The following is a 25,990-nucleotide window of genomic DNA, read 5'->3' as shown; positions in this document are numbered from 1 at the left end:
CCCTTTTTCAAGAGTCGTAACAACCGCCGCTCTCAAACAAACCATGACAAACCCATGACATTTGGATAAAGTTTCAATGAAGTGTGCTATACTAGAGAAATGGCTTTTTTAAAGCTCCGGGAAAGTTATACATGAATAAGTACCTTTACAACAGGATGAGAATGGCAGAAAGGAAGTGAAAGCACATTGAAAACGTGGGAGACGTGGAAAATCAATCTCATTGTGCTTTGGTTCGGTCAGTTTCTGGTCAATGCGGGAATTACAATGATTACTCCGTTCCTTGCCCTATATTTGGCTCAAGACCTCCATGTGAAGGGCGAGCACGATATAGGACTGTGGGCAGGAGTTATTTTTGCAGCTAACTTTTTGACCTCGTTTATATTTCAGCCATTATGGGGCAAGCTGGCCGACCGATATGGACGTAAAGTCATGCTGCTTCGCTCAGGCTTTGGCATGGCCCTGGTCATCGGATGTATGGGTTTGGTCACCCACCCATGGCAGCTGCTAGCGCTTCGCCTGCTAAACGGTACAATTTCGGGTTTCAACCCGGCTTCTATTTCCCTAGTGTCGGGTACCACTCCCAAAGAGCGAACCGGCTTTGCTATGGGAATTATGCAGTCCGGTCAAATGGCTGGCACAATTCTCGGCCCTTTGCTAGGCGGATTTTTGGCTGACTGGGTCGGGTTCAGACCGATCTTTTACATTACAGGAGCTCTTATTTTCCTAGCCTCTCTAATGGCAATGTTTTTGGTTAAAGAAAATTTCAGCAAAGCGGAGGCCGCGCGAATTCCACAAATTTCGGTTCTTGCCGGATTAAAGGAGCTAAGCCATACGCCCCAGCTTCCGGCTTTGTTCACCGTGACATTCTTACTCCAGTTTGCCATGATCAGTACAGTTTCTCTGCTACCTTTGTATGTGCAAAAGCTATATGGCTCGGCAGAGGGAATTGCACTGGTTGCCGGGTTCGTTACCGCTATTACAGGCGTATCGAATATGGTAGCCGCACCGCTCCTTGGACGATTAAGTGACAAAATAGGAGCACACAAGATCTTGACCATTGCACTACTCGGAACGGCGATTATGCTCATTCCGCAAGCTTTTGTCAATGAAGTATGGCAGCTTGTCATTATCCGTTTTTTCATGGGTGTGTTTATGGGCGGTCTGCTACCAAGCGTAAATGCGCTGATTCGCACCTATACACCGGAAGGAATGGAAAGCCGCTCTTTCGGATTCAATACCAGTTCACTGGCGCTCGGGAATATGCTGGGTGCGGTCATTGGCGGAGTGCTTTCCGGATTTATCGGCATCGAGGGACTGTTCATCATGTCTGGTGTGTTGCTGATTGTCAATATAATCTGGGTACGTATGAAGCTTTTTGATCGTAAGGCTACGCCTCATTTCAGGTAAGACAACCTTCGGGTAGGACAGCCTGCCTTAACAGACAAGAACCTCCGCTCCACACTGTGGATAAGGAGGTTCTTTTTGGTATAGCTACATTCAAGGGACGCCCGTTACTTCACTCGTGCCAACGCCAATCCATCATAAGCCGGCAAAAGCGTACTGACTAGCCGTGGATCCGTTGCTATCGTTTCGTTAAAACGTCTCACGGCCTGTACGGCAGGTCCGTTCTTGTCGGTGTTCAGTGTGCGTCCCCGAAGAAAACAGTTATCTCCGGCAATTATAGCGCCTGGATTGGCCAGTGCAATCGCATACTCCAGATACACTGGGTAATTTTCCTTATCCGCATCAATGAAAAAAAAGTCAAAAGTCTTTCCTTCTTCCTGAAGCTTCTTCAGGCTGTCCGCTGCGGGTCCAATACGATACTCGACACGATCACCGTAGCCATTGTTTTTCATATGTTGATGAGCCAGCGCAGCGTACGCTTCTTTCAGCTCCAGGGACACGATGCGACCTTTCTCTCCCAGCCCACGGGCCAGGCATAATCCACTGTATCCTCCTAATGCTCCGATCTCCAGTACCTGCTGTGCACCAGAGACTTCCACGAGAAAGGTCAACAGCTTTCCATAGGGATGAGCAACCGATACCTCCGGCATCCCTTCTTTAACAATAGCCTCCCTAATGCTGCGCAGCGCTTCATCCTCCTGTACCAGCTGGTCTACATATTGTTCAGGTGTCATATTGGGTGTGATTTCCACGTTTCATCTCTCCTTCTTGCTTTATCATAACGCAGGTTGGACGCGGTGTCCTTCGTAAATTATTTGCCTTAACGATTTGTCTCTTCGAGTACAATGACCTATACTATAGGGATTGAACCAAGCTTACATGATTATGAGACGGAGTGAATACGTTTAATGACTCAACTGCAACTAATTGCAACTGCGCCGATGGGACTGGAAGCCATTGTGGCCCGAGAACTCAGAGAACTGGGGTACACGGATCTGACCGTCGAGAATGGCCGCGTCGTTTTTTCCGGAGATTATAAGGATATATGCCGATGCAACCTGTGGCTTCGCACATCTGACCGCGTTCTTATTAAAATGGGCGAATTTGCTGCAACTACCTTCGACGAGCTGTTTGAGGGTACCAAAGCATTGCCTTGGCAGGATTGGATTCCTGTAGATGGTGAATTTCCCGTAGAGGGACGTTCACACAAATCACAGCTTAGTAGCGTACCAGCCAGTCAAGGAATCGTCAAGAAGGCGATTGTAGAAAAGCTCAAGGAAACCTACCATACAGACTGGTTTGCTGAAGATGGTCCTCGTTACGTCATTGAGGTCATTCTATTGAATGACCGTGCGCTGATAACGCTGGACACAACTGGTCCAGGACTGCACAAACGAGGTTACCGCAAGCTTGTTACAGAGGCGCCTCTCAAAGAAACAATGGCTTCCGCTCTTATTCAGCTTAGTCGGTGGAGCCCGGATCGACCATTCTATGACCCATGCTGCGGTTCCGGTACTTTATTGGTCGAAGCTGCTATGCAAGCCTGGAACATTGCTCCAGGCCTGAGACGTACCTTTAACTCGGAAGACTGGCCTGTCATTGGCAGAAAATTATGGAATCAGGCTCGCGACGAGGCGATGGATCTGACTCGTGATGACATTCCTTTTGAGATCGCAGGTAGCGATATCGACCCTAGCGCTATACAAGTTGCTGAAGCAGCTGTAAAGGCAGCAGGCTTTGCTAAAGACATCTCACTAAAGGTGCTGCCTGCCAGCAAGGTTAGACTTGAGGGCCAGTATGGTGTGATGATTACAAATCCACCTTACGGCGAAAGACTGAGCGAGCAAGCCGAGGTGGAAAAACTGATCCGTACACTTGCACGCACGGCAGCCGAAATGAAGACTTGGTCCTTCTTTGCCATCAGCTCCACCAAGCAATTTGAGCATTATTGGGGCCGCAAAGCCGATAAGCGCCGTAAGCTGTTTAACGGCCGAATTGAATGCCAATACTATCAGTATCTGGGTCCTCTGCCTCCGCGCCGCAAAGATACTTCACCGTTGCAGTCCTAAATGTTCGAGCTATAGGCCAGGAAACGAACCCTTTGTTCGTTGTCCTGGCCTCATTTGTGCTGTATTTTCTTTACTTAATCATTGAAATGCGCAGGATGAGCGCTATAATAATTAAAGGCATTTCGGTTTTAACATTACGTTAATGTGTAGTTTATACTAGCCGAACATTTCTGCCGGAGGGGGTAAAGTGTTGGTTATTCGCACGACCAGTGCAAGACGCACTGGTAACATGTTCAGCAGACTGCTGCTGTCTCAATATTTCGGTTTAGTTCTGTTTTTTTTACTTATGATTGGCAAGCTTGTACTGATTCACTATAACCTGCATGCCCAAAATATTGACATGAATCCGCTGGATTATGTCATTGCTATTGGTTCCCTGTTGCTTGTAAGCTTTTGGACCTTGTGGCTGCCACGTCGCGGACGTTTGATTGCTCTTGTGGTGCTCGATATATTGCTCACCGCGCTCATTTATTCCGACATGGTTTATTATCGGTATTTCCAGGATTTCATTACGATTCCCGTTTTGCTTCAAGCTGGACAAGTTGATTCTCTGGGTGGAAGTATCGCATCTCTTATGTACTGGTGGGATATTTTCTTTTTTGCAGACTGGATTTTATTCATTCCGTATGTCATATTCGTAGCTTCCTTACGGCGTCGGTTTACAACGAATGATCATTACTTAGAAGCATCACGAAGCTCTTTCACTAAAAGATTTCTGCTTCGCTTCTCCAAGGGGGCATTGGCTTTCCTGATTGGCTATGTTTTGACATTTGGACCGATCAAAATATATACCTCCACTTGGGCAACCGGCATATTTGTCGGCAACTGGTGGTCAATGGCCTTGTACAACGTAACCGGATTGATCGGATTTCATGGATATGATATCTACCGCTACGGTCAGGATCATCTTGGGCCCCAGCCTACATTGGCTCAGGTGGAATCTGATAAGGATAAGGAATGGTTCAATCAACACCAGAATTTACTTCAGGTAAAAAATGACCTATACGGCAAGTATAAGGGAAAAAATGTGATGGTCATCCAAGCTGAAGCGTTCATGAACTTTTTTATTGGCAAACAGATCAACGGTCAAGCAATTACGCCTAACTTTGACAAACTGACGAAGGAAAGCATGTATTTTAATAATTATTTCCATCAAACTGCGCAGGGTCGTACTTCGGACGCGGACTTCTCTACCCACGCTTCAATGCATCCGCTCCCTACGGGTTCTGTATTTATCCGTTATGCGGACCATAAATTCGATACGTTGCCTTCCATCTTGAAGGATACAGGTTATAGTCCTAATGCGTTTCATGTGTACGACAGCAGCTTCTGGAACCGTTACACGATGTATAAGGCGATGAACTACGACAAGTTCTACAGTAAAAAGGATTTTAAAATAGATGAGCCTCTGGGCTGGTCCCTGGGAGACAAATCCTTTTTTAGACAAACGCTCAACGATCTCACAACCGAAGTTAAGCAACCGTTCTACGCCTATATGGTCGGTATTTCGAGCCATCATCCGTACAACCTGTCACCTGACGCTGTAGATTTGGATGTTGGCGAGTTTGAAGGTACGATGTTCGGAGACTACCTAAAATCCGTCCATTATGTGGATGAGGCTTTGGGTGAATTGGTAGATCAGATGAAAAAAGACGGATTGTGGGATAATACGATCCTGATGTTCTACGGGGATCACGACAATTCCATTAAAGACAAAGCACTGTATGAAAAGTTTTTAGGCAAGCCTCTTACAGATCTGGACATGCAGAAAATCATGAATCAGGTGCCATTACTTGTGCATCTTCCTGACGGAAGCCAGGCAGGCACGTATACAGAACCGGCAGGACAGCTGGATCTGACGCCTTCCGTAATGCATCTACTTGGGATTTCTACAAAACCATATCATTTTATGGGTAACGATCTGTTTAGTGGAAAACCTCGTATGGTTGTGCTGCGTACTGGCGCTTTCACGGATGGACGAGTGTACTACATTCCATCTGAGGACGGTACATTCTCCAAGGGAACCTGTTACAATCTGAGTACAGGTCAACCTACAGATGTGAATGCCTGCGGACCAGGCTATACTGAGGCTCTCAATCGATTAAAGATATCCGATCAGGTCATCACATACGATCTTATTCGCGAATGGGAGACTGAAGCAAAGAAGTAACAAGGATATCGATTGCATAACTACCTGATATATAACAAAAATCCCGATCCATCGCTTGTTAGGGCTGTGGATCGGGATTTTTGTGTTGACAGTCATTTGACTGCGCTTGTTACCATTAACAAATACTCAGGAACGCAACGTTTTTTTAGCCTGATCAAGACGCTGTACCTCTTCACCAAGCATTTCCTCAGCAACTTCTACTGCATCGTCACCAAGGCTATCCTTTGCCTGCTGTATAGCATGCTCCGCATGAGTGCGAGATTGCTCCGCTTGCTCAATCAGCTGTTCAGCCGGATGTGACAATGCCTGAGACACGGCATTGTGGAGCTTGTCCACCGAGTTTTGTGTTTGAGCTTCGACACTGTGATTGTCGAGATTGGAATCATATTGGGCCATGAGTTACTCCTCCTTCTGGGCATGGTCTACATTCATTAGCATGGATCAGAAGGAGGGGAACTATTCAAAAGGTGCCAACGATGCGCACTCGAACTATTTTATAAAGCGTGCAGCCTTCTCTAATACTTCATCCTCTGTGGCCGCACTCACATAACGTCCGTTCACATACACAAACGCCCGTTTTCCACAAGGACCGCAATACGATTTGCAACCGATTTTGATCTCCGCATCGGGTGCCATCTTTTTCAACTTAGGCAAGATCGTTTTTAAGCGGATATGATTGCACTCATCACATACGCGAATATCATTAGCCATCTGTCATCCCTCCGAGCTCCGGCTTAGTGGTCGCCGTGATTACCTTGGGAAGGGTTAGTAATAACAAATCCTTCTTCGGGGAAGTACAAGTAATCAATTTTTACACCATCCAGCAACGGCTGACCGCTTTCCAAAATCACATCGATGCCTTTATCTGTAGATACAACAGTATCTGTTTCCTTAGGCGTGTCCAAATCGAGCCCGTAATGAGCATGATCTCCATGAGCATGAGTAATTACAACGCGCAAGCTCTTCCCTTGGTTCTCTTCCTTATCCAGTTCAAGCTTCAATACTTTAGCTGCATTACGAGTAATTTTGCAGTTCATTAAACTTCATCTCCTTCATATTCATTAAATGAAATGTGGTTCAATGGATACATATCCACACCACACAACCTAGCGGATAAAATCAACAATTCCAATAATTAGCCCTCTCCTTGATGAAAAGAAGTTGTGCAGCATAGCACAAGGCAATATTCCTATTGTAAAGAAAATCGTAAAAAATCGCAATCACGAAAATCATAAGCTTACATCTAACGGACACGTACGTGCTGTTTTTCAAGCATATCGGGATATTTTCGTTCAGCACGGGTGACGAACCAATTCATAAGCAATAACGTCACACCAATATCGTCGATGGGCATAAATGGCATGACATCAGGTAGTATCCAATAGAGCAATACAGGCACCGCAAAAAGTAATTTTTCACCCAATGGAATCCTCGAAGAGGTAATCAATCGGGGGATACGACGAAATACATGTGACCACTGACGGAGAGATAGTAGTCTTTTCCACTTCATAGGTTGTTCACTCCATTTCCAATGCTCCTAAGTATATATACCCTATTGAAGGGACATGTAAAGAGGAACACTTGTAAAAAACGTGCTCCTCCTAATACGCGCAATTGAATCAATACGTTTCAGCAGCTCCGATCTGTTACCATGACAGCACCGTCGCCATTAACATGCCTACTTCTGCTGCAATATCATCATAATCCCGCATAGGCAGCGGATTTACGCCTAGACCGACTTCAACGGTAAATCCCGGTTTACCAAACCGTTGTATAAACCAATCCTTATACCCTGCATCGCTTCCCCCCAGCTTTACCGCCCGATACCCTGTTGCAGCAGCCAGCTGCAATGCCCAATCTCGGCTCTCCTTAGGCTCCAGATCCCGGTAATTCCAATAGATTTCCTGTCCTTGGCTGTGTATGGATAATACCATGTCGAACTGTTCGCGCTCCGTTAGATCCGCAAGGGCCTTGGACTCTGGCTCAGACAAAGGTGCAGGTCCTGCGTAATCTCGTCGAGACGGACCTGTTTTACCGCGTCTGCGCACCTCTTCCTCCCAATACGCCGGAAACTGATCGTTGAGGTCGACACCGCGAATATTGGCCTTCCAGCCGCGGTAATCAGCACGTCCTTCATTCCACTTTCTGAGTTCATGATACAGCGGATGAGTTGGGAGTATACCCTGTTGCACCAGTTCTACTCCATCCGGATTGACCATCGGTACCACCCATAAGGATGTATGTTCCATTAATTTCATCGGAGAGCCCGCATACACCCATTGAGAATTCCCAGCAAGTTCTCCAGACCCATTAATCCCTTGTGCATATTGTTCTATAAAACGCAGCAAACAAGGCGTCGTCAGCCATTCGTTAGCATGTACAGAAGCGTTGGCATGAATTTTCCTCGTTCCCTGCCCAATCCGTATATAAGGGATATCCTTCCCCATGACACTGGTGCCAATGCTGCCAACTTCAATAAACGGATATTTGTGGGCCAATGCCTCCAGGTCTTCCTTTAAATCTTCATAACTGTACTCTCCACGTAACCGTACAATCTGATCCTGATGGTCATCAGGAATAATAATTATCTTTCCTTCCAGAAAATCATGCTCCGCAAGCCTCGAATTAGCGAGCCGCAGCTCATCAAGCTCTACACCGAACTGTTTGGCAATCTGTCTTGCATTCTCCCCAGGCTGAATAACGTATTTACGATCCGTAGACGGACGAATATATAGCAATTGACCACAAATCAGATAGGGTTGCGTGGCGGCCCACGGATTATCTGCGATCAAAGTATCCGCGGATAGTTTAAAAGCCGAGGCGACCCGGTGCAATGTATCTCCTTTTTGAACGATATATTCCCTCATCTTACTACGCCCCTTCCATCTGCCTTACTGCATGTTATGCAGACGCTGCGTGTCTTGATGTAGCGAAAAGCAAAACAACCAACTTCTTTTGTCCAATGACAAAAAAGTTGGTTGTCTCGTTAATCCAGATGGGTGACTTGCCAGACAACAGGCGTTTGCCGAATCTGCTCCCCAAGCCACTGTGCGGCAATGCGCTGGAACAACTCTGGATCGCCGGAACAAAAAAGCTGATGCACCGGCGTTTCGTCCCCGGCCTCTAACTTGCCCTTGTTATACAAAATGGTACTCGTCTCTCGTGCAGTTTCATCTGCCGAGCTAATAAGCTTCACCGCAGGACCCATGACTTCCTGAATCGTTTCCCTCAAAAAAGGATAATGCGTACAACCAAGAATCAGACAATCAATCGGATACGTTTGAATAGGTCTCAATGATTCCTCCACAACCTGCGATGTTGTCTTGGAGCGGAACAACCCTTGTTCCACCAAAGGCACAAGTGCAGGGCAAGCGTGGCTCACCACGTCTACATAGGGAGACAGCTGCTTGAGCGCAGTTGTATATGCTCCGCTTCGAATCGTACCGACAGTTCCGATCACCCCGACATACCCGGTAGCGGTCGCACTGATCGCAGCACGAGCCCCAGGGTGGATAACTCCGATCACCGGAATGGATACCTTTTGGCTTATATACTCCAATGCCGCAGCCGTTGCTGTGTTACAAGCAATAATAATGACTTTCGGATTAAACTGAATCAGAAAATCAACCATTTGCTCTGTAAATTTTTTAACCTCTTCCGATGGTCGGGGACCATACGGGGTGCGCGCAGTGTCTCCAAAATAAATAATTTTTTCCCGCGGAAGCTGACGCATGACTTCTTTAACAACCGTCAAACCTCCTACACCGGAATCCAATATTGCAATCGCTTGCTGCACGTACACACCGCTTCCTTTTTTGTTTAAATATGAGTTGTTTCATCTCGGAAATCTTTCTGCTGCTACATAACTTATGTCGTATTAGCGTAAAAGGTACCCCAAAAGATTACCCTAAAACGAGGAAGCGATCAACAAAAAGGCTTCACCCCAACGGGAGAAGCCACAAACTCAAGCTATAGCCAGTTGTTTCACCTACGATATACAGACAGTTACAAAGCATCTTCTTCCGTATTCTCTTGAACAGGCACGGATGAAATGCCAACCTTTGAAGCAATATCACTCTTTTTACGCCATTGACCTAATTCATGAATGACGGCTGAAGCTGTCTCCTTAATTTTGTCAGTATACTCGATGGAAGTATCTGAAATTTTCCCCGCAAGCTCCTGTCCCTTATCACTCACGTGACGTGCCTGGTCTGTAATATCCTGACGCAGCTCGCGACCTGACTTAGGAGCAAATAACAACGCAGCAACCGAACCAGCAATGCTGCCTACCAACGCGCCACGGATAAAGCTTTTGCAGTTCTCTTTCATATTCATCTCTCCCTTATGCCCGGGCGAATGCCCATCTGTTAATGCATTATAAGCATGGAGAGCCTGTCATGATACAGAGAACAAGCCAGAAAATTTCTACTTATTTTTGGAGCGGATACGATACAAGCAGCAACGACCTCCATCCGCCAAACAATCCTCACGGACAACCTCGGCATCAAGCAGCTCCTCAAACATTTGCTGTTCGCATTCACAAGCCTTGCGGTAACGATTGGCGATCTGAGAGATCGGACAATTGTATTCCATAATAGAGTAACTGCCATCCTCTTCCTCACGCCACTCTGCCATATAGCCTGAAGCGTTCTGGATGCCCGAAAGCTTTTCCACACGTGAAGCTAGTGTAGACTCACTCTCTATGTGAGGGGCGTAGCGCTTCATCATTTTACGTTTTCTACCATCAAATAACGAGTGTACAGCTTCCATTCCCTGCTCTTCATCCAGCTCCTCTAACAGTTCCAGTAATAGATGATCATAATTACGAGGAAACTGCTCGCTTCCCTGATCGCTCAGGCTGTACAAAAACGTTGGGCGTCCCATCGCCTGTCTCAGGATCGTAGCCACAATCAGGCCATCCTGCTCCATTAATTTGAGATGCCTGCGCACCCCCATTTCGGTAATGCCCAATTGAGCTGCCAAGCTTCCGACGCCCACAGGTCCCTGGGTTTTCAACAGTGTCAAGATCATGCGCCTAGTGGGCATTTCGGGTACGATATACTTATCCGTCACTTTTGCCTTTACACTCCCTCGGGCTGAGGACCCAATTCCTTATTTAAATAATCGTGCACGTTAGATACAAAAAGCTCCAGCAACCCAGGCAGCTTAGGTGTAAGTGGGTGAAGGCTTGTCCTGTCCCAATGGAAATACTCCTGTACTAAGGGTTTACGTAAGGCTACCAGCTCTAATAGTGAATGAAATACGGTATCATCCAATACACCTTCCTCATGAATGATACCGATAATGTCCTCATAGCTACTGGCGTCACGCATAATAAAACCGTCGATGATATAGCTTCCTACGTCCGTTACCGTCTCAATGGCCAGATGAAGGCAGCGCTCCTGCACTAGCCCCTGCAACAGATCGCCGTTCCAGGCGGCGGATGTCTGGCGAAGTCCGGCGACAATGTCGGGAACAGCCCCTAGTCGAAGCTCAATTTGTTCCCGGTTGACATAATACAAAGTTCTGCACCTCCAGTAACCGCTTTAGATTTCATAATCAACTGCGATAGATACATCCTTCACTTCATTCATGTGTACAATAATTTCCTGATGCACAGGGTGTACCTGATACGTTTGCAAGTCTTCCAATGTTTCAACCACAGCGGTAAGAGAAATATCATAAGAGCGTTCCGAACGAATCACATCCGTACCTACTTCGAGTGACAGCAGCTCTTTGATCTTGCCATTCATGCTGCGCAAAATAGATGCCGTATGTTCAATGCTTTCAGGGGAGCGATCTTTCAATTTGAACAAAACAATATGTTTAATCATGCGTATAGGCTCCTTATCTTAAAAATGTTCTCTTGAAAATTTTATCATAACGCCCCACATACGGAAAGAAACTTTGTGATCTTAGCGATCTTTTCCACCATTTTTACCATCAGACTCCTTGTCCTTTAATAGGGCAAAAAAATTCTTAAGCTTCGGTGGAAGCGGCAGACCCATTCGTGAACAGTTTTCCGTAATTGAGATCAATTCGTTGGATAAATAAAAATACGTTGCCGCCCCTTTCATGATTTCCGTACCCATCAGGAGATCCACATGATGCGCCAAAGAAATCACCATGAGCATTAAAGCCTTTCTCGCCAACCCCCAAAAGCCAGCTTTACTGCTTAAACCTTGCCCAGTCTTCACGGCGGCGGCGACTCCAGTTACATAATCAACAGCCATGGCAACCGTGAATAGCACCATAAGCTGATTCCAGCCGCCAAAGGCAAACGTAATAATCGCTCCTGCGGTGGCACAAATCATACTAAACATACTTGGATTAATATTCATACCTGCTCCTCCTCTCGGGGCGGTTATTGTAATATATGCAGCGACGTGGTCACCCGTAAAGTCATATGACCTGTGCATAGATATCAATTCATAGATTCATATAAAACAAGCTGTGAAATTCACCATTTCCGAGCAAATACAATAAAAGCACCTTCAAAGCCCCTATAAAGGAGCGATAAAGGTGCCTTACTTATTTTTTGAGGGAATATAACAATTGTGCATCTACTTTATCCATGACGCTTGGGTTCTGCTTATCGTTTATATAAAAAAACAGGCTACCCCCTCTCAAAAAATTGAAGTAGGGCAGCCTGCTTTCCTTTCAAGTTTATTCAATTAACGGTGATCATTCCAAAAATTAAGCGGAGTCAGGTTATCATTTAACGGCTCGAACGAATATCCTTCTTTCTGCAAGGCTGCCATGATTTGCGGAAGCACCTTGATCGTAGATGGCTTATCATGCATAAGAACGACTGGTGTTCTGCCTTGCTTTTTCAATCTCTTAATATCACTGAGGACCGTCTGTACAAAATGCTCCGGATTTTTAGTATAACGCCAATCATTGGAATCTATGTTCCAGTCCCAAATATGATAGCCTGCACCCGTCAGTTGATCACGGTATGTTTTCTTCAAATAGGGTTTGCTGCCATAAGGTGTACGAATCAAAGAAGTGCGTTTTCCTGTGGCCTTAAATAAAATCTCATTATCCTGATTCATCTCTGCCAGTGCTGCTGCCGGGGATGCATAGATCTTTTTCACCTGATGCGTCATCCCATGTAGGCCCAAACCATGCCCTGCGTCTACCATTCTCTTCATCACTGCGCTATGTTGGCGAATTTCAGGTCCCAGCATGAAAAACGTAGCCTTGGCATTATATTTGTCCAGAATATCCAGCAGCTGCGACGTATGCGCTGTAGGACCATCATCGAAGCTCAAATAAATGGTGCGGCTGGAAGGCTTGGCATTTCCCGTATTGCCTGTATTGCTGGCTTTGTCTGGCTTGACAGCTGCGTACTGTTTAATTTCTGCCGCGAATGTATTCAAGAACTGAGCATCAGACAAACTAGCGTTTGCATTCTGAATTCGATACAAATTACTCGTAGGAATCGTAATAGTGAAGCCGAACGCATCGGTCAAAGTACGAATTGGCACCATCGTACGTCCTCCCCGCTCAAACACATCACCTTTGTTCAAATCCAGCGTAAAGCTGCGATTATGTCCAGTCAGCAACAATGTACTTCCATTGGCCGAAGTAGAAATGCCCATCTTTTGCCCCAATGTCACGATAGGAACATACAACTTATCATTTTCCATTACGGGCTTAATTGTATTCGAATCTAGCAACACATCATTGACCCCAAGTAAAGGAGCCTTCGCTTGTGCACTCGCTGTATTCGTATGTAAACCCAGCAACCCCAAACAACAGATTGCCATCAAGCATACAGCCATCCATTTTACTTTTAAAAGCTTCATTCATTACACCATCCTGTGCTGTATTTTATAATGTGCGGGAGCTATCTCTAGCTTGTCTATGAAGTTATACAGACATGACGATATAGACATGGCAATATAGACATTCACTCAACATAAAGAACATAAACGCATCTCAACCGACTGAACCGGACGTCTTTTGGCCCCCTATACATATTAATAGATTACCAGACTATAGTAGGTAAATATAGTAAAACAATTTGAAAACAATCTCGCAATCCATCTTACCAAATAAGTTACAAAGTTGTGAATAAATCTTGATGGAACTAGAGACTACCTGAAGAAATATGAAGGTAAGGTACTTGGGGATAGAACTCTGGTATCTGACTAAATATTCTAGGTATCTAATAAACTATGGAATGTCATAGAGGAGTATCATTTAACCCGTTTACAAGGTACTAGGTATTAATAGATATAAAGAAAGACCCTGAGGATTGTCGCCCCCGAGGTCTCTCCAGTTGCCTATTCTATTAATGATACCTCAAACCTCTTTTTAACTTTATCCAGATAATTAGCAAGAAACAAATTCTTATTTGTAAATCCTAAAAAATATTCATAGTCATCCTCATCACTAGACGGATAATATTCCTGATGGAATAAAACATTGAAATGTTGTTTAAAATCTGAATCCTTTTTTAAGACAATGCATCTAAATAAATGATCAATTTCAATTGCTTTATAATATCTTTTTTTTGCATCACTGAAAACCACATTATTTTCGGCGGTGTCTGGTTCGGTTCATTCCAATGAGGTATAGATTCCTTCCATGGCAACACCCACTCGGAATTCACAAAAACACATCTCTCTGAGATAAAATTCTGTGTATTCACATCAAATAAATTCATGTTCCTTTCGTAAAAGGAAAATAATACAATTGAATCCTTTTCAATGAATAACCTTATCAAGTCAGCAATATTCTCCGTTGACATATTATGCTTAATCACACCATAAGGCCGTTTAAGATTTATTTCCAAATTCATCATCCTATTCATTTGAATTAATAGTGATCCGATGTAGTTTTACCTGTCCTAGGGTCAATATATTGAAATTGCATTGGAATATTTGGTCAGGATCATAGATTTATTATCAGTCAAGAAGTAATAATAAAAAAGACCATAACACGAAACTATCTGGTATAGTGTACAGGCTACGGGAGTCATGAGAGTTAAATTCGTTTGGACTTAGCCGCCCAATTCATTCGACACTGGGTGGGGGTAAAAGTAAAGACCTTGAAATGGTATACTCTCAAGGTCTTTTTCTTATCCAAACTTTTTATTGAATCCCATTACTTACCATCCATATTCATTAGCCTTCTCTTCTCATCTAGCCATTCTTCTTCTCTTCTCACCCATTCTTCAGGACTTAATTTTTCGTCCGTCCAAAACGTAGAAGAATCCACAGCATTACCATCTTTATCGGTTGCAATAACCGATGTCCTACTTTTACCGAAAACCAAATTGGGACAAATTTGATGACCATCTTGGTTGTAAGTTAAACAGTGAACACCTATATTTCCCTTACAGCATTTTGAACCATGATTCTCTTCATTGTCTTCATAGAAACAACTTGCCTCTAGAACAATATGTTTCCATCCCATAAGACTCCTCCTTACACTCAAAAAGCAGCCTTTAATTCCTTAATGACGGCCTTGTAGTCGTGGTTGTTTATTCCAAGTCACTCAATTACACCGTTTTCTCGAATTATTCCATAAGCCCAATAAGAACCTTCGATCAGGGAGACACATACTTTCTACCATTTGGGGAACCATTTAGGTGCTCGAAATTCAGACTTGGATGCTCCGGATTCTCCTTGAATTGCTTAAAAGCTGCATCCGCTTTTTCTTGTATATTTTTTAGAAAGTTTATTATACGTTGTTAATTTCTTTACTCTTAATACTGGTGTATTCACACGCACCTATACTAAGGTCGCTTACGAAGTACGTTTGGAACTATCGACTGTCATGTTATAAACCGTTGCCTGCTTGTGCAACAATTCAATATTGTCTTTCTAAAGTGCATTCCCGGCACTCTGAACAAGCAAGTCTCCAACCTTGAAATCTTTAACAAGCGTCCATCCTTTGCCCTATACCCAAAGGAGATGGCTATAGGTAGATTCAATAACTTGACCGCCCACATGGACTTGATAAATCTCATTTATCTCGTATTTGAACATAACCGTAACTTCTTTATATGCTACTTCTACCTCATCAGTCTCCTCATTTTTTTGAAAGAACCATATCTCTGACTTGAATGTCTTCAATATTCTTCTCTCTTTCATCTGTTCTAACCTTCGTACCTGCTGTAAAGCAATTACATTCTCCATACCATTACCTTAACCATATAGCGCAAAAACCCACTTTTCTCTCTGACATCCTCACAATCAAAACAGAAGAACATATTACCTCCATTTCCATAAAAAATGTCACATTTTAATATATCAACACCTTAAACTTCCATTTTTATAGGCCAAATGGACCTTATTTTCCATAAACCGGTTAAGCCCATGGGATTAAAAGAAAATCAGGATAGGAGTCACTTGCAAAGCCCCCTTCGGGTATAGTAGTATGTGTTTAAAAAAAATCGGAGGGTATATGCCTAAACAACAAGACAAACATTCCATTCAGGCGTGGTCTCTGATCAATCGCAAATATTTGGGAAAAGGCGTGCGTGTCAAACGTTTTCGCAAACCAACACGCTGTCAAGTACGCAATCGCGTTCTGCTTGCCGTTTTGATGGCTAATGACATTAAACTGTCCCAACTTGCCGAGGAGCTTTCCATCTCCTCTCGCAGCGTCAGCGCGTGGGTATATGAAGGTCGTATTCCCGGCAACACTAATCTGGAAAAGACGTGTAACACACTTGGTTATCCGCACCATATTCTATTTAATGAAGAGGTTGTCCGGCGTTCACCGCTCATTTGTCAACCATCGCCGTCCCGTTTTATGAAACGGACTGTAACTCGTTCTCCAGTTAAAAACCGGATTTTGGCGGGTTTGTGCATGGTACATGATATTTCGGTGACTGATGTCAGTCATTGGATTGGCGTTCACCCCGGTACATTTCGGAAATGGTTGCATCAGGGTACCGTTCCTTCGCAAACTTTCCAGGATCAGGCGGAACAGTTTTTCCGTATTCCAAAATCCATTTTGTTTGCTGATGCCATGCTGAAAAAGTAAAAATGTCCTTTAAAACAAAACGATTGAATTTTTCATGAAAGTCTTTGAAAGGAACGCATTACCATCTTTCATGCATAAGGCTTTCACATCATGTAATTCACAGAATATAAAAGCAAAAAAGCACAGTCTGCCGATTCCTCGGTGTACTGTGCTTTTTAGATAGCAAAATTTAAATGCTTCTTGCTTATAATTTATATACTTCTTAGGAATGAGCGCTTGCCGCTTCAGTTGAACGTCCACCTTCTGCCTTGATAGCCTTCAGCTTTTTCATAACCGGGTTGCCCCCACATCCAAAGTAGTCGTGAAGACGGCTGTATTCCTCATAGAGCTTATTATAGACGGCAGCGTTCTTCGGGGGATCGGTTTGAAGCTCTCGTCCCGTACACGTGCCATATGGCGTGCTGCTTCGACGATATTGTCGTACCCTCCAGCTTCAGCTCCTGCAGCCACGGCTGCCAGTCTGTCCTCCCAAATGTCCTGATTTAATGTTCCTAATATATTTAGGTCACTCTTCTTACTTTCATTTCTGGTACCACTCTCATCACACACTTGTATGTACAACTCAACCAGCCTTTTTATGTATTTTTTGATAGGTTTATGTATACATTTTCAAAAATGTATAGAAAAAAAGCCCATTTTCTGCAATCCAGAAAACAGGCTGTTCGGTATGGCGAGTAGCATGCCATTCAAAATTCAGCTTTGAACCCAAACGATTGATAGCCCCATTTCAAAATCCTCCAGACATTGCCTGAGCTGGTCCCGTGGATTCGCGTACAATCAACTCTGGAGGTATAATCCACTGACGATCTTCTTCACGATACCCCTTCTCTTTAATCATCGATAGCATGGTATCGGCGGCACGTAACCCCAATTCTTCCTTGGGGTGCCGAATGGTTGTAAGTTTGATTTCCGTGGCTGTCGCCAAAAATGAATCATCAAACCCAACCAGCGATAGATCTTGGGGAATGCTCAGGTCCGCCGAACGTACAATATCCAGTAGCCGCACCGCCAGTTCATCATTATAGGTCACCCATCCGGTCGGACGTTCCCCTGCCTCCATCGCCAGCAGCTGCGATGCGCGTTGTAACGGAAGCTCATTTTTTTCTTCAGTCCGGTACGTCGTTACTGCGTTCGGATGTAAGGTAACTCCATATTTACGGTGAGCAGCTACAAATCCCTTCATCCGCAGAATTCCTTGCATATCATCGGTTTTGAAAAAACCAGCCAATCGCCGATGCCCCAGCTTGATCAAATGCTCTGCTGCCAAAAAACCACCCTTCTCATCATCCAAACGCAGACAAGGTGCGTCCATCTCCTCATAACGCGCATTGATCATTAAATAAGGGATTTGGCGATTTTCCACGGTTAAATAATAGTTCAAATTGGGATTACGTTCCCCGCTTTTGGTCGGCTCAATAATAATTCCACTCAGTGGTTGACTCAGCAGCATTTCCAAGCACTGACGTTCTTGTTCAGGGTCATTACCTGTACTTGATAGCAGTAGCTTGTAGCCCTGCCGGCTTAGCTTGGATTCAATTCCTTGTACAATGGATGGAAAAATATAATCCGATATATAGGTTGTAACGACTCCAATTGTCCGTGGATCTTCGGGTTGCTTATGATCCCGTGTTGCGACAAAGGTTCCTTTGCCCTGTATGCGAAACAGCCAACCTTCCTGTACCAGCTCACCCAGCGCCTGACGCACCGTTTGCCGACTAACTGCAAATTGTTCAGACATTTCATGTTCAGAAGGAAGCTGGCTTTGCGGCTCCAGTTTGCATGAATGAATCCATGATAAAATTTCCTGTTTAACTTGTATATATTTGGGTGCCATAATTTCCTCCGTACTTGCCATATCATGTACCTATTCGTATTCCGATTATAGCATATCGTCCATTTGTACATACAAATGTTACAGGAGCAGGATATCGTTGTATAGCTGCCGGAGGCATAAAGCCATTCACAACCCCCTTCCCATGCTTAGACTGAGTATCTAAAGGATTCTGGTGTAGGTGTAACACACATTACGAACGGAGCAACAGGTGTTCATTCATATACTTGAGTCCGGTATAGCGATCACGCAAAGTATGCGCCGTGCGCAAAGCACGATCAAGCTGTTCCTGCGTAACCCCAAGATCGGCAATGGTAGACGGACCTCCAACCTGAGCTAGCCATGCACGCATCTGTTCCGATGTAGGCAAAGTCCGATATACTTTAAAAGCCTCCACATCCTGATTGGCAGCCAATTCCCTGTACATATCAGACAGTAAAGCAGAGGCAACGCCCACTTTGGCACCATGCAAAACTTGCTTGCGCCCCTCTGCAATAAAATCCATCTCAATTCGGTGAGAAATATGATGCTCTCCACCTGATGCAGGGCGGGAATGATCAATCATCAACATCGAAATACCGGATGCAATCAGCGCATTCATCAACACCTCAACACCTGTCTTGCTGCCTGCCGCAATCTCATCAACATGCTCTACACAGGCACGTAAAGCCTCCTCGGTAATTCGGTTAGCCACAGGTGAATACGGCTCGTTTCCCAAATCTCTGGACACATGCCAGTCTGCTAATGAGGTAAACTTACCGAGCATATCGCCAAAACCCGCAGCAGTCATCGTTTGAGGGGCACTCTCCAGTACGGACAAGTCAGCGAAGATCGCCTCTGGCGGGACGGCTTGGAACGTCTGCTTGCTTCCATCCACAATTAATGGGGCACCGGCGGAGGTAAAACCATCTACGGAGGCAGCCGTTGGGACTGACAAGAACGGACGATTCATTTTATAGCATACAAAGCGAACCAGATCGTGAATTGTACCGGATCCTACAGCAAGTACAGCCTGACTTTGATCCGCTACACCCAGCAGAACCTTCATAATATAAGTTTCATCAGCAATAACATCCCCTACCGCATTCGGAGGTAGCCGAACTACATCAACTGTCAAACCTGCTTCACGGATGAATTCAGCTACTTTTTTCCCTGCTGCCGCTGAAGTATGCTCATCCTCTACCATAGTGACATGCCGATAATTCTGTTGAATTAAATAAGAAGCAATGGATTCAAGTGCTCCATCCCGTACCTCGATAAACAATTCAACCTTTCGGTGAGGATGATCAGCGTTACTAGCCTGCGCCTCTTCGTTCCACAGTTTGATTTGCTCATTCATATTCATTTCATCAGCCTCCTGAAAAAGGAATAATTTGTACAAGAATGATCCATACTAATAAATAGATTCCGTTTGAAAACGATTACTATTTAATTGTACGCACAAGTGTAGGTACAAGTCCAGAAAAAACGTACAAGTTACTATTCAATTCAACCATTCGAAAGGAACATGATTATGAAATTTGGAACGGACATTGCCTGCGCACTCGGGTTACTGGCAGGTACAACGTTTGGCAGTGGGATTGCTTTTTTGTTCGGTTGGCAAGCTTATCGCGCACTGACTTCTGTCACGGTTTTTGGCATTGCAGGGATTATCATTACTATTGCCGTTTTTCGCTTGCTGCACCGGAAGTTGCTTTCTACGTCTAATTCTCGATGAAATTTGTTGGTGAACCAACCCATTTTTATTTGCCTGCATACATAAAAAACGGGTCTCACAAGCCATCGCAGCTTGAGAGTACCCGTTTTTGACTTGGAACCTATTTTACTTAATTCGTGTGAACTTCTGGATCAATGTCCAATTCATAATCAATTTCATCAAATCCGAATCCAAACAATTGAAGGAAATCCAGACGGTATTGTTCAAGATCACCCAGTTCGGATACGTTTTCGGTAGTGATCTCAGACCAAGCCGCTTTAACAGCTTGCTGCACATCCTCTCTCATTTCCCAGTTGTCCAGACGAATGCGTCCCTCTTCGTCCGTTTCCACAGTGGACCCACTGTATAACGTCTCGAACAGACGTTGCGCCTGCTCAATACATCCCTCATGCAGTCCTTTTTCTTTCATGACCTTAAACAGTAAGGAAATATACAGAGGCACTACAGGGATAGCCGAACTGGATTGTGTAACCAAAGCTTTATTCACTGAAACGTAGGCCTTCCCATGATAAGACTCCAGTTGCTTTGTTAAAGTATGCGCTGTGGCTTCCAAATCATTTTTAGCTTGGCCAATGGTTCCTTTACGATAGATAGCCTCCGTAATTTCAGGACCAATATACGAGTAAGCCAGTGTGGTTACTCCTTCAGCCAGCAGATCAGCTTCTTCCAACGCTTTAAGCCATAAGGACCAATCTTCGCCACCCATGACTGTGATGGTGTTCTCAATCTCTTCCTGCGTAGCTGGTTCCAATGTGATTTCCGATACAACACCCGTATTCGTATTCACCGTTTTATTCGTAAACGGCTGTCCGATCGGCTTGAGAACGGAATTAAAGGTTTCACCTGTATCTGGATGGGTCCGCCGTGGTGAGGCGACACTATACACGATCAGGTCTACCTTGCCCAGTTTTTCCTTGACCAGCTTTAACGTCTCCTGCTTAATTTCATGGGAAAAAGCATCTCCATTAATGCTTTCCGCTATGTAGCCAGCCGCTCTGGCCGCTCTTTCAAAGGCCACTGTATTGTACCAGCCTGCCGATGCTGTGCGTCCCTCTGAAGCAGGACGTTCAAAGGATACTCCTATAGTGTCAGCTCCCATACCAAAGCTTGCAGCAATGCGGGAAGCCAGTCCATAGCCTGTGGATGCTCCGATCACGAGTACCTTTTTAGCTCCTTGTAATGCTGTGCTGTCTTTGATGTAGTCGATTTGACGATTAACATGAGCCGCACATCCTACAGGATGCGCTGTCGTACATATGAAACCACGTATTTTCGGTTTAATAATCATTGCAAGGGTCCCCCTACTTTGGCATTCATTTAATATTGATGGAATGGTTGTCCAGTCATAACTATATTACAAATCAGCTTGTGGCTCAACATATAACATAGTACTTGAAGGCAACCGATCCTATAACAGCCATTCCCCAACTACCTACTCTATGACAAAAAAGAAAATCGCCGTAAACATCATAGTCTCCAGCGCTCTTTCACTCCGCTATTCATTTTGACTCATTCTCTAGCAACTTCACATCTTCTCCTTGCTGTTGTCTTTTATTGATATTTGCTCTTCCCCAGGTACACATTAAATCAATTATTTCATTTGCTGTTATACCATATTCCGTTATATAATACTCCACTTTTGGAGGCATTTGATTATACACATGTCTGCCAACGATGCCATCCTTCTCAAGTTCACGAAGCTGCTGTATAAGAACCTTTTGAGAAACGCCTGGTATACTACGCTGTAATTCACTTGTCCTCTTTCTACCAGCCATTAATAAACATATGATTAAGGATTTCCACTTACCTCCGATGATCTCAAGTGTTGCTTCTATGCCTAAATTATATTGTTTCATACGACCACCTTTTCACCGCTAAAATAACTAAGTTGATCCAATTAATTCTATAGTCACATATCTTTACTCTAAGTACCATGCACACTTTCAAGTAACTATATTACTTTATTGTGTGTATTTACTTTTTTTATAGCGTACAGAATAATAAGACGTATCCCCAAAAAGCAAATGATGCTATGTAAGAAAGGTGATTTATGATGAAGACTCTCGTGATTTTAGCACATCCGAATATTGAAGATTCCAGAGTAAATCAAAGATGGAAACAAGAATTGCTTCAATATACCAATGAAATTACAATTCATGAAATTTATAAAGAGTATCCAAACTGGAATATTGATGTTTTGAAAGAACAAAAGTTACTTGAAGCACACAACAATATCATATTTCAATTTCCTTTATATTGGTACAGTTACCCTCCTCTGTTAAAAAAGTGGTTTGATGATGTTTTTACGCATGGATGGGCTTATGGTTCAAAAGGTGATAAGTTAAAAGGAAAGAAGCTAGGGATCGCCATGTCGATTGGCGATAAAAAAGAAAACTACTTATCTACTGGTTCCGTTACCTTTACGGTAGATGAAGTTATAGCACCTTTCAAAGCAAGCGCAGTACATGTTGGCGCCACGACATTACCCTATTTCGCTGTCTTTGGAGCCTCGTTTCAAGCAAGTGATGAAGACATTAACCAAAGCGCAAAGGACTATATTAAATATATATTCCAGTATAAATAAAATGGCTGTTTTACAACACGCATCTTAACCATATAAAAACAGGCTCTTGGTGGCATCCAGCCAATCCAAGAACCTGTTTTTATATGGTTAGGTATAATGCGGTCGAGAGGACTCGAACCTCCACGGGGGGTTAGCCCACACGGACCTGAACCGTGCGCGTCTGCCAATTCCGCCACGACCGCATACTATGTATTGATGGCAACTTTTTTAATCACCGTAATTAAGATTATATCTTGCATAGAATTTAAAAGCAAGCCATTTTTATATTATATTTTCTATGAATAATACTAGCAAATATAATAAAACCACTGGATATCACCAACCAGATATGGTAAGATGAACGCATCAGGAAAGGAGGTGCGTCAACATCAATAATCACATGTTGAGCGTATCCCTTACCCGGTCCGTTATTCTCTAATTTACAGAGTTGACGGAGGCGCGGGATACGGATCAAGGTTTTAATTAAGCGCCACGGGTAGAAAGGCCGTCTACGGACGGTCTTTTTTATTTCAGTATCATACTTAGTATAGATAAGATTACATAATGTGAAAAGAGGCGTTACAATGTCAATTAGATCTGCGAAAGTAGAAGAGTTGAAAGAACTGGTAGCCATCTGGCTGGATGCTTCTGTAGAAGCCCATCATTTTATTGCTCCACAGTATTGGAAATCTCAAGCTGCCGAGATGGAGTACAAGTACCTTCCCCTCGCTCAAAACTACGTTATCATACAGGATGATCATACGATTGGCGGCTTCGTTTCCATGTTGGATGGATACTTGGCTGCTCTGTTCATACGTGTTGATTCTCAAAGAAAAGGCTATGGCAAGCTACTATTAGATTGGGTTAAAAAGCAGCATGACGAAATTCAATTAAAGGTGTATCAGTCCAACACGAAAGCATTTAACTTTTATACTAAAAATGGATTTACCATTCAAGCGGAATCTGTGGATGCCGAAACTGAGGAGAAGGAATTTGTGATGATATGGACTAAACATTCATACTAATGAAGCACCCTTTAACTTTTTAGAGCAAAGGCTCCGCTCCCGTATCCATACGGCACAAGCAGAGCCTTTTACTTTTATCTACTAACTGTCTAGTCCCTTATTTAAGCCCATAAACCTCGGTATATAAAATCTCTTTAAAAGGAGCAAACGCCGATTCAGCCAACGCATATGGATAGCTCATAATTTGAAGCCGCAGATCCGCCTGTCCTTCTCTTAGAGGGGGCTGTACATATTCAAAATGGTTCAAACGGAACCCCAATCGTTCGTAAAAACCGATTCTTCTTCGTGACCATTCATCCACTGGCGGCTCAACCTCTAACACTACTGGCTGATCAGACCGTGAGACAAATCTACTCATAAGCTTTTTGCCTAATCCGCCACCTCGTATACGGGAATCTACCGCAATATGCTCTACAAACCAAAAATGCGCGAATTCCCAACCTGCCAAGAAAGCCACTATGTTCCCCTGCTCATTCTTTTCAGTCATGATGCGATAGCTAGGATGTTTTAGCAAAGCCTTTTGAGCCTCAAACGTCCTGCATTCTGATGCTGGAAAAGAAGACTCCATAATCGCATATATTTCAGAAAAATCGTGTTCATTTATCATATATCCCTAGCTCCTTTATCTCTAAATTCCCCAAATGACAGGCTGTCTTTATTAAGAGGAAAAGGGATGTTTAGATCTTGTTTAATTCCGTAAGCGTCAGCAACATATGTTCCAACAACTCTGGAATATCCTCCATCTGATCTTCGTTAATTTGCCTGGAAAATTGGAGTTCAATCCTATTATGGTATGTAGATGTCTTCTCTCCGTAAATCTGACTTAGCGTCTGTACTGGTCGAAGTTCAGGCTTCCAAATTTCGGCCAGTATTTTTTCAATCCGGCTGCATTGTGTCTCAATATCTCGAATCTTCATATCAAAATACAGCAATAAGCTACATCCCGGAGTTTGATCTTCCATTTCCAAAATTTCTGCAGCCAGGTTGTTTAAATCCATTTTTAGTTGAAGTTCTGCCGTCACACCCGGCTGTTCTCTCAGACTGAACTGTACACCAAATTCACGCGACATTACCGACATTTCCAATCTATCGATTCGCTGTGTAATGTTAATACGTGAATCCAGATTATCCAGATCATAAACCGCATTTTCCATAGCCACTTTTAAATTATCAAAAACGGTCGGGTCGAACACTTTTCTCACCCCCAGTTGTTGAGTATAACATAGCTTGTGTTACTCCTAAAATAGGATGCCCCTTTTCACGAAAGTATATTAAGACGGAATTCTATAGTATACAGTAAGTTGGCTAACTCTTAATTGAAAATTAGTGAATAAATTTGTAAAAACTCATAATTGTGACAAAAAAATATATATTTTGTTTATTGTTACATTTTTATCACAATTTACTGGAACATACTATATAATAATGGATGGGATTAGTAAGTATATTATATAAATCCCAAAATAAAAGAAGGGAAGAGATGATTAAATGAAAAAGGCAGTTTTTTCCACACTAGGTCTTGCATTTCTATTAAGCACATCCACCGCCGTTGCATCTGCTCAAGAAGCTCAAGAAGTAGCACCCGCATTACAAAAGGAATCTATCCAGCCTTCTAATTCTTGGTACGCCGACACAGAGCCTAATAACTGGTTTGATGAGATTACCAGTGAAATAACAGTAGGAGATGGAATCGATATCTATGGGAGCTTAGAAAGAAAAATCCCTGGAGGATATGCAGGCTATTATGACTTTGTCGATTATTATAAGTTTACAGCTTCTCAGTCTGGATTCTACGAATTTAATATTCAAGGAGAGATATATCCCAAAGCATGGATGAGGCTTAGTGTGGCTGACAGTAATGGAAGCGTCAAAAGAAGTGCAGAAGAGCGTCAATACCGTTTAGGTTTAAATCTTAAAGCTGGAGAAACTTACTACTTGTTAGTAGAAGCAACTGATGCTGACGTTGGTCAATTGTTTGACTATAGAGTTTTTTCTACGATTAAACAAATCAATTAGTAGTAAAGTTGAAGTATAACAAAAAACGCGATCCTTTTTACTGAGTTTACATCTTTGAACCCCTATTATCTTACGGCAAATATAGCTATATCGTCGTAGAAGAACTGACGGTTTTTTACGTTCATACCTTCTTCGTCTTATGGCTCGTTTGTACCTTCTACTTATTTTGTGTATATCCTTTTCTATTGAAG

Annotated in this window: 28 protein-coding genes, 1 tRNA gene and 1 pseudogene; 8 read left to right on the top strand and 22 right to left on the bottom strand. The window is 43.5% G+C overall.

Annotated features, from left to right (window positions below):
- Positions 1-186 precede the first annotated feature (186 nt).
- The gene (locus KSP24_RS15035; protein ID WP_013370468.1) at positions 187-1,407 is read left to right on the top strand and encodes an MFS transporter; all 1,221 of its coding nucleotides are present in this window, start codon (positions 187-189) and stop codon (positions 1,405-1,407) included.
- A 104-nt stretch (positions 1,408-1,511) separates the two neighbouring features.
- On the opposite strand, the gene KSP24_RS15030 is transcribed toward KSP24_RS15035, so the two are convergent.
- Entirely contained in the window at positions 1,512-2,156 is a 645-nt protein-coding gene (locus KSP24_RS15030; RefSeq protein WP_013370467.1) for an O-methyltransferase, read from the bottom strand.
- A gap of 156 nt (positions 2,157-2,312) precedes the next feature.
- On the opposite strand from KSP24_RS15030, the gene KSP24_RS15025 reads away from it, so the two are divergent.
- The gene (locus KSP24_RS15025) at positions 2,313-3,473 is read left to right on the top strand and encodes a THUMP domain-containing class I SAM-dependent RNA methyltransferase (protein WP_216975606.1); all 1,161 of its coding nucleotides are present in this window, start codon (positions 2,313-2,315) and stop codon (positions 3,471-3,473) included.
- Positions 3,474-3,660: 187 nt separating this feature from the next.
- On the top strand, positions 3,661-5,643 hold the full coding sequence (locus tag KSP24_RS15020) for an LTA synthase family protein (protein ID WP_216975604.1): 1,983 nt from the start codon (positions 3,661-3,663) through the stop codon (positions 5,641-5,643).
- Positions 5,644-5,769: 126 nt separating this feature from the next.
- Here KSP24_RS15020 and KSP24_RS15015 read toward each other — a convergent pair whose 3' ends face one another.
- From KSP24_RS15015 to KSP24_RS14955, 13 genes are all read right to left on the bottom strand, one after another.
- Positions 5,770-6,039, bottom strand: coding sequence for a hypothetical protein (locus tag KSP24_RS15015; protein WP_013370464.1), 270 nt, complete (start codon positions 6,037-6,039; stop codon positions 5,770-5,772).
- A 93-nt stretch (positions 6,040-6,132) separates the two neighbouring features.
- Positions 6,133-6,354 (bottom strand): YuzB family protein, encoded by a 222-nt coding sequence (locus KSP24_RS15010; protein WP_013370463.1) that lies wholly within the window; start codon positions 6,352-6,354, stop codon positions 6,133-6,135.
- Positions 6,355-6,377: 23 nt separating this feature from the next.
- Positions 6,378-6,680, bottom strand: a complete 303-nt coding sequence (locus KSP24_RS15005; RefSeq protein WP_013370462.1) for an iron-sulfur cluster assembly accessory protein — start codon at positions 6,678-6,680, stop codon at positions 6,378-6,380.
- Between the two features lie 206 nt (positions 6,681-6,886).
- Positions 6,887-7,153, bottom strand: a complete 267-nt coding sequence (locus KSP24_RS15000) for a hypothetical protein (RefSeq protein WP_058711182.1) — start codon at positions 7,151-7,153, stop codon at positions 6,887-6,889.
- Positions 7,154-7,289: 136 nt separating this feature from the next.
- Positions 7,290-8,510: a M14 family metallopeptidase gene (locus KSP24_RS14995; protein WP_216975602.1), complete on the bottom strand. Its 1,221-nt coding sequence runs from the start codon at positions 8,508-8,510 to the stop codon at positions 7,290-7,292.
- A 119-nt stretch (positions 8,511-8,629) separates the two neighbouring features.
- A complete protein-coding gene (gene racE, locus KSP24_RS14990) occupies positions 8,630-9,439 on the bottom strand; it encodes a glutamate racemase (RefSeq protein WP_013370458.1) in 810 nt (269 codons plus the stop codon).
- A gap of 209 nt (positions 9,440-9,648) precedes the next feature.
- The gene (locus tag KSP24_RS14985; RefSeq protein ID WP_058829383.1) at positions 9,649-9,972 is read right to left on the bottom strand and encodes a YtxH domain-containing protein; all 324 of its coding nucleotides are present in this window, start codon (positions 9,970-9,972) and stop codon (positions 9,649-9,651) included.
- Positions 9,973-10,068: 96 nt separating this feature from the next.
- Positions 10,069-10,716: a helix-turn-helix transcriptional regulator gene (locus KSP24_RS14980; protein WP_016819697.1), complete on the bottom strand. Its 648-nt coding sequence runs from the start codon at positions 10,714-10,716 to the stop codon at positions 10,069-10,071.
- 8 nt (positions 10,717-10,724) lie between these two features.
- Positions 10,725-11,165 carry a DUF86 domain-containing protein gene (locus KSP24_RS14975; protein ID WP_013370455.1) on the bottom strand — a complete coding sequence of 147 codons (441 nt, stop codon included), beginning with the start codon at positions 11,163-11,165 and terminating at the stop codon, positions 10,725-10,727.
- Positions 11,166-11,189: 24 nt separating this feature from the next.
- The gene (locus KSP24_RS14970) at positions 11,190-11,477 is read right to left on the bottom strand and encodes a Dabb family protein (RefSeq protein ID WP_013309679.1); all 288 of its coding nucleotides are present in this window, start codon (positions 11,475-11,477) and stop codon (positions 11,190-11,192) included.
- 81 nt (positions 11,478-11,558) lie between these two features.
- Positions 11,559-11,984, bottom strand: a complete 426-nt coding sequence (locus KSP24_RS14965; RefSeq protein ID WP_013370454.1) for a phage holin family protein — start codon at positions 11,982-11,984, stop codon at positions 11,559-11,561.
- Positions 11,985-12,317: 333 nt separating this feature from the next.
- Positions 12,318-13,454 carry a polysaccharide deacetylase family protein gene (locus tag KSP24_RS14960; protein ID WP_216975600.1) on the bottom strand — a complete coding sequence of 379 codons (1,137 nt, stop codon included), beginning with the start codon at positions 13,452-13,454 and terminating at the stop codon, positions 12,318-12,320.
- A gap of 1,303 nt (positions 13,455-14,757) precedes the next feature.
- The gene (locus tag KSP24_RS14955) at positions 14,758-15,069 is read right to left on the bottom strand and encodes a hypothetical protein (RefSeq protein WP_025677012.1); all 312 of its coding nucleotides are present in this window, start codon (positions 15,067-15,069) and stop codon (positions 14,758-14,760) included.
- Positions 15,070-16,062: 993 nt separating this feature from the next.
- Between KSP24_RS14955 and KSP24_RS14950 the strand changes: the two genes are divergently transcribed.
- Positions 16,063-16,647, top strand: coding sequence for a helix-turn-helix domain-containing protein (locus KSP24_RS14950; RefSeq protein WP_013370447.1), 585 nt, complete (start codon positions 16,063-16,065; stop codon positions 16,645-16,647).
- A 202-nt stretch (positions 16,648-16,849) separates the two neighbouring features.
- Here KSP24_RS14950 and KSP24_RS14945 read toward each other — a convergent pair.
- From KSP24_RS14945 to KSP24_RS14935, 3 genes and pseudogenes are all read right to left on the bottom strand, one after another.
- Positions 16,850-17,103 (bottom strand): annotated as a pseudogene (locus tag KSP24_RS14945) (FGGY-family carbohydrate kinase); the annotation flags it as partial.
- A gap of 271 nt (positions 17,104-17,374) precedes the next feature.
- On the bottom strand, positions 17,375-18,481 hold the full coding sequence (locus KSP24_RS14940) for a GntR family transcriptional regulator (RefSeq protein ID WP_129549039.1): 1,107 nt from the start codon (positions 18,479-18,481) through the stop codon (positions 17,375-17,377).
- A 190-nt stretch (positions 18,482-18,671) separates the two neighbouring features.
- Complete coding sequence (locus KSP24_RS14935; protein ID WP_216975599.1) at positions 18,672-19,823, bottom strand: sn-glycerol-1-phosphate dehydrogenase; 1,152 nt, start codon at positions 19,821-19,823, stop codon at positions 18,672-18,674.
- 168 nt (positions 19,824-19,991) lie between these two features.
- Here KSP24_RS14935 and KSP24_RS14930 point away from each other — a divergent pair, with 168 nt between their 5' ends.
- The gene (locus KSP24_RS14930; protein ID WP_216975597.1) at positions 19,992-20,195 is read left to right on the top strand and encodes a hypothetical protein; all 204 of its coding nucleotides are present in this window, start codon (positions 19,992-19,994) and stop codon (positions 20,193-20,195) included.
- Between the two features lie 109 nt (positions 20,196-20,304).
- Here KSP24_RS14930 and fabV read toward each other — a convergent pair whose 3' ends face one another.
- Both fabV and KSP24_RS14920 read right to left on the bottom strand, forming a co-directional pair.
- Entirely contained in the window at positions 20,305-21,483 is a 1,179-nt protein-coding gene (fabV, locus tag KSP24_RS14925; protein ID WP_216975595.1) for an enoyl-ACP reductase FabV, read from the bottom strand.
- Positions 21,484-21,694: 211 nt separating this feature from the next.
- The gene (locus KSP24_RS14920) at positions 21,695-22,051 is read right to left on the bottom strand and encodes a winged helix-turn-helix transcriptional regulator (RefSeq protein WP_216975593.1); all 357 of its coding nucleotides are present in this window, start codon (positions 22,049-22,051) and stop codon (positions 21,695-21,697) included.
- Between the two features lie 197 nt (positions 22,052-22,248).
- On the opposite strand from KSP24_RS14920, the gene KSP24_RS14915 reads away from it, so the two are divergent.
- Entirely contained in the window at positions 22,249-22,779 is a 531-nt protein-coding gene (locus KSP24_RS14915; RefSeq protein ID WP_040101681.1) for an NAD(P)H-dependent oxidoreductase, read from the top strand.
- Between the two features lie 97 nt (positions 22,780-22,876).
- On the opposite strand, the gene KSP24_RS14910 is transcribed toward KSP24_RS14915, so the two are convergent.
- A tRNA-Leu gene (locus KSP24_RS14910) sits at positions 22,877-22,961 on the bottom strand.
- 381 nt (positions 22,962-23,342) lie between these two features.
- On the opposite strand from KSP24_RS14910, the gene KSP24_RS14905 reads away from it, so the two are divergent.
- A complete protein-coding gene (locus tag KSP24_RS14905; RefSeq protein WP_040101682.1) occupies positions 23,343-23,783 on the top strand; it encodes an N-acetyltransferase in 441 nt (146 codons plus the stop codon).
- A 97-nt stretch (positions 23,784-23,880) separates the two neighbouring features.
- Here the strand turns inward: KSP24_RS14905 and KSP24_RS14900 are convergent, their stop codons facing one another.
- Both KSP24_RS14900 and KSP24_RS14895 read right to left on the bottom strand, forming a co-directional pair.
- Entirely contained in the window at positions 23,881-24,390 is a 510-nt protein-coding gene (locus KSP24_RS14900; RefSeq protein ID WP_216975591.1) for a GNAT family N-acetyltransferase, read from the bottom strand.
- Between the two features lie 70 nt (positions 24,391-24,460).
- Positions 24,461-24,976, bottom strand: a complete 516-nt coding sequence (locus KSP24_RS14895; protein WP_216975589.1) for a hypothetical protein — start codon at positions 24,974-24,976, stop codon at positions 24,461-24,463.
- 295 nt (positions 24,977-25,271) lie between these two features.
- Here KSP24_RS14895 and KSP24_RS14890 point away from each other — a divergent pair, with 295 nt between their 5' ends.
- Positions 25,272-25,799: a hypothetical protein gene (locus KSP24_RS14890; protein ID WP_216975587.1), complete on the top strand. Its 528-nt coding sequence runs from the start codon at positions 25,272-25,274 to the stop codon at positions 25,797-25,799.
- Positions 25,800-25,990: the final 191 nt, after the last annotated feature.

This window comes from Paenibacillus sp. AK121 (genome assembly GCF_019042715.1).
Taxonomy (GTDB): domain Bacteria; phylum Bacillota; class Bacilli; order Paenibacillales; family Paenibacillaceae; genus Paenibacillus; species Paenibacillus polymyxa_C.
This window is presented reverse-complemented; position numbering and strand designations above follow the sequence as displayed.